Source organism: Trueperaceae bacterium, assembly GCA_036381035.1.
Taxonomy (GTDB): Bacteria; Deinococcota; Deinococci; order Deinococcales; family Trueperaceae; genus DASRWD01.
Genome location: DASVDQ010000105.1, coordinates 1 through 4,122 on the forward strand (window position 1 = coordinate 1; position 4,122 = coordinate 4,122).

The following is a 4,122-nucleotide window of genomic DNA, read 5'->3' on the forward strand; positions in this document are numbered from 1 at the left end:
CGACAACTACGACAGGCGGCGCTGGTGCGTCATGGAGCGAGACCCATACGAGGGCAACGCGGTCGTCGCCAGGGACGTGACTCCCTGCAAGGCAGCCAGCTCCGCCCTTGGTGTGCCTGTCGTGCCGCGTGACCCCGCCGCAGAACTGGTCGAGGCGCTGGAGGCGGTCCTGCACGGCGGCGTGATAGATGAAGCGGCTGGCCTCGTGTCCGTCGACCTGGCGGCGCTCACTGACGAGGTGCTCGCGCGGGTGAAGGGCGGCGAGTCGTGAACTGTCTCCGTTGCAAGAGGCCCCTGCCGACCGGCGCTAAGTGGGATGACCTGCTGTGCAAGCCCTGCCAGCGGGAGGAGCGCGAGAAGCTGCTCAAGAGCCTGCTGCCCTGGGAGCGGATGCGGAGGAAGAAGCGGTGAGCGGCCCCAAGCACACGCCCGGCCCGTGGAAGGTCCTGAGCCAGGACTTGCCGGACATGAGGGTGGTCGTCACGTGCGACATGCCGCCGCGCCTCGTCACGACCGCCGCGTTTGCCGGGGATGCGTGCCTCATCGCCGCAGCCCCGCGCCTCGCCGCGGAACTCGCGGCCTGGCGGGCCTGGGCCGAGCGGTGGGGACGCGACATCCAGACGTCCGTCTCCGTCTCGCCCACCACTCACAACGAGCTGGTCGAACGCCTGGCAGCCACGAACGCCGCGCTGCGAGAAGCGGGCGTGGAATGAGTCCCATCCGGCCTGAGAACCGCGACCGCTACCCACGCGACTGGAAGGCCCGGAGTCGCTTCGTGCGCTTCTACCGCGCTCGGAACCGCTGCGAGTGGTGCGGCGCTGAGAACGGCCAGCCGCACCCCGTCACAGGCTCTCGCGTGGTCCTGACGTGCGCGCATGTGCACGACCACCGCCCCGAGGCCGCCTCTCTCCTCAACCTCGCGGCGCTCTGCCAGCTGTGCCACAACCGGCACGACGCGAAGCGCCGCACGGCAGGCAAGCGGCGCAGGGCACGAGGCGGTCAACAGCCGCTGTTCGGAGGTGAGTGATGCGCGAGCTGCTCGAGAAGTGGGCCGCGCTAGAACCCGATTGGTGCCGTGTAGACGACGAACGCGCAAGCGTCATGGCCGACGTAGGCACCCCCCTAGAGCGCCCGCGATTCACCGCGCAGTACCACCGCCTCGGCCAGTACGAGCCGGACATCCTCGCCTCCGTCATCGAAGCTATCGAGGCACACGGGTGGGAGTGGTCGCTGTGGAGCGACGGAGCGCTCGCAGAGGCCACCGTGACCATCCCAGGTGAGGAACGCCGGAAGTTCGAGAAGAGCGGGGGCGGCGAGCCCGCGGTCGGTCTCCTCATGGCCCACCTCGACGCGCTCGAAGCGGAGGGCCAGCCGTGATCACCGCCCTCCTCGTCCTCATCGCCGCCGGCTTCCTCTTCACCCTCAGCCTGTGCAAGGCCGCCGGCAACGCCGACCGCCGCATCGAAGCCATGCACGCGCGGGCTGCCGAGAGGAGGTGACCTGCGTGAGCATGGAGGCGATCACCGCCGCCCGCAAACTGACGCTGCCTCCACGGGACAAGAACGAGGTGCTCGCGAGCCTCGAGGGCATCCCAGGCACGCATGCCGTGAGCGCGGTCCTCGCCGCGGCCCTGCCAGGAGACACACCGTGACCGCGCGTCCCGCGTTGAAACTCGACCCCGCCCTCCACCGGCGCCTCCAGGAACGCAGCGACCGCCTCGAACGGCAAGCGCGCATCCTCGGCGACGCCTTCCACCGGTTCGCCGAAGAACTCGCAAGCCTCGGCCGCGACCTCGCCCAGCTCGAAACCCCGAACGGGCAAGAGGCGTCCGACGCCACACCCCCATCGCCGCAGCCCCGCGCCCGCGCGGCGGTCGAGACCCGAACCTGCACCGTCTGCGGCGCGGAGTTCACCCGCAACGCCGGCGAGCGCCTCAACAACTTCCGCCGGCGCAGGACGTGCGGCCGCAGCGAGTGCATGCGCGAGTCGATCTCCCGCAACCGCGCGGGCAAGGCCGTCACGCGACGGCCGGTAGCGCCGGAGTCACCGGAGCAACCCGCCGAGCCCGCCGAGGCCTCGGTGGAGGCCGAAGCCCCGGCGGCTCAGCTCGAGGAACCCGAGACGACCGTGGAGCCCGACCCGACCCCGCCAGAACCGGAGCCCGAACCGGCGCCCCAGGCCGAGGCCGCCCCACACCGCTTCGCCTGGGAGCCACCAGCCAGGCACGAACCCATCCGCCTGCAACCACTCGGCGAACCCTGCCCCAACCACCCCGGCGAGACCATCGGCACCTTCGGCTGCCCAGCCTGCCGGGCGGGGGAGAACTGGCGTAAGCGCGGCCAGGTCGCCTATGTCGGTGTAGGGAGCCGCCCGTGAGCCTCACCCTCACCGACCTCTTCGCCGGCGCCGGCGGGTCCAGCACGGGCGCGACGCACGTGCCCGGCGTCGAGGTCTACGTTGCCGCGAACCACTGGCAGCGCGCCGTCGACGTGCACAACGCCAACCACCCCGACGCCCTGCACGTCTGCGCCGACGTCAGCCAGATCAACCCCCGCCGCTTCCCCAGGACCGACATCCTCTGGGCGAGCCCGGAGTGCACCAACCACAGCATCGCGAAGGGCCGCCGCCTCGACGGCGCGCAGCCGGACCTGTTCGGCGACACGCTGCCTGACGAGGCGGCCGAGCGGTCCCGCGCGACCATGTGGGACGTCGTGCGCTTCACCGAGGCGCACCGCTACCGCGCCGTCATCGTCGAGAACGTCATCGAGATCAGGCGCTGGCAGCCGTTCAAGGCATGGCTCCACGCCATGCACAGCCTGGGGTACCTCCACCAGGAGGTCTACCTGAACAGCATGCACGCGCAGGCAGCCGGCCTGCCCGCCCCACAGTCCAGGGACCGCATCTACGTCGTGTTCTGGAAGAAGGGCGAGCGCAAGCCCGACCTCGAGCGATGGATCAGCCCACCCGCCTACTGCCCCAGGTGCGAGAGGGTGGTGAGCGCGCGGCAGCACTGGAAGCGCCCCGAGCGCCCCTGGGGCCGGTACCGCAGCCAGTACGTCTACGCCTGCCCCACCTGCCGCCAGACGGTAGAGCCCGCGTGGCTGCCCGCCGCCGCCGCGATCGACTGGAGCATCCCCGGCACCCGCATCGGCGACCGCGACAAGCCCCTCGCCGAGAAGACCCGGAGGCGCATCGCCGCCGGCATCGCCCGCTACTGGCGGCCGCTGGGGACGGTCACGACCGAGCCGCGGCACGCCGTCTGCCAGCCGCCGTTCATCGCCGAGCTGCGCGGCGGAGGAAGCGACGCCCGCGGCGTCGACCAACCGCTCGCCACCGTCACCGCCGGCGGGCAGCACCACGCCCTCGTCGCCCCCTACCACGGCACCGCCGAGTCTGCCCGGCCAGCAGCCGACCCGCTCGGCGCACTCACAACCCGCGACCGATACGCGCTCATCACCCGGCACTACAGCAGCGCCGGCGACGGCGCCGAGATGACCACGCCAGCCACCGAAGCGCTCCGCACGCTCACGACCACCGCCCAACAGTCCATCGTCACGCCCGCCGACCTCGAAGCCGCCCAGGCGCACGTCGACGACTGCCTCTTCCGCATGCTCGAACCCCACGAAGTCGCAGCTGGCATGGCCTTCCCACACGACTACGTCTGGGAAGGAACGAGACGCGAGCGCATCCGCATGGCTGGGAACGCAGTGACCCCGCCAGCAGCTCGCGACCTGATCGCCGCCGTCGTCGAGGCGATCACGGGAGAGGCGGTGACCGCGTGACCGCCTCCGATCACCATCGGGAGCCGGCCGTGAGCCTCACCTGGACCCGCGCCGGCGACGCGCTACCCGAGCCAGGGCAGACCCTCCTCCTCTGGTTCCCCATGTTCATCCAACGCCCCTGGCTCGCCACCCTCGTCCCCGGCGACCCCGACCACCCCGGCGCCTTCTACTGGCAGGACACGTGGCGCGTCGCCAGCCTCTTCCACTGGGGCAACGCCACCGTCCCCGTCAAACCGCACCACATGTGGGCGCCCGTCGCCACGCCCCCAGGCCTCGACGCGTGGACGGACACGCGCCGCGAACACTGGCCAGTCGTCCCCGACACCGCCAGGACCGCACC

General features: G+C 71.4%; 9 protein-coding genes. All 9 read left to right on the top strand.

Annotated elements, in window-relative coordinates:
• A partial coding sequence (locus tag VF202_12235) for a hypothetical protein (protein ID HEX7040881.1) occupies positions 1–271 on the top strand: 271 nt, incomplete at its 5' end.
• Positions 268–411: a hypothetical protein gene (locus tag VF202_12240; GenBank protein HEX7040882.1), complete on the top strand. Its 144-nt coding sequence runs from the start codon at positions 268–270 to the stop codon at positions 409–411. The genes VF202_12235 and VF202_12240, both read left to right, overlap by 4 nt.
• Positions 408–713 (top strand): hypothetical protein, encoded by a 306-nt coding sequence (locus tag VF202_12245; protein HEX7040883.1) that lies wholly within the window; start codon positions 408–410, stop codon positions 711–713. The genes VF202_12240 and VF202_12245 overlap by 4 nt, the downstream gene beginning before the upstream one ends.
• Before the next feature lie 313 nt (positions 714–1,026).
• On the top strand, positions 1,027–1,377 hold the full coding sequence (locus tag VF202_12250) for a hypothetical protein (protein ID HEX7040884.1): 351 nt from the start codon (positions 1,027–1,029) through the stop codon (positions 1,375–1,377).
• Positions 1,374–1,499 carry a hypothetical protein gene (locus VF202_12255; protein ID HEX7040885.1) on the top strand — a complete coding sequence of 42 codons (126 nt, stop codon included), beginning with the start codon at positions 1,374–1,376 and terminating at the stop codon, positions 1,497–1,499. The genes VF202_12250 and VF202_12255 overlap by 4 nt, the downstream gene beginning before the upstream one ends.
• 5 nt (positions 1,500–1,504) lie before the next feature.
• Positions 1,505–1,651, top strand: coding sequence for a hypothetical protein (locus VF202_12260; protein HEX7040886.1), 147 nt, complete (start codon positions 1,505–1,507; stop codon positions 1,649–1,651).
• Positions 1,648–2,376: a hypothetical protein gene (locus VF202_12265; protein HEX7040887.1), complete on the top strand. Its 729-nt coding sequence runs from the start codon at positions 1,648–1,650 to the stop codon at positions 2,374–2,376. Before VF202_12260 ends, VF202_12265 begins: the two co-directional genes overlap by 4 nt.
• Complete coding sequence (locus VF202_12270) at positions 2,373–3,782, top strand: DNA cytosine methyltransferase (GenBank protein HEX7040888.1); 1,410 nt, start codon at positions 2,373–2,375, stop codon at positions 3,780–3,782. The genes VF202_12265 and VF202_12270 overlap by 4 nt, the downstream gene beginning before the upstream one ends.
• Before the next feature lie 29 nt (positions 3,783–3,811).
• Positions 3,812–4,122, top strand: a 311-nt coding sequence (locus VF202_12275; GenBank protein ID HEX7040889.1) for a hypothetical protein, incomplete at its 3' end; no start/stop codon positions are given.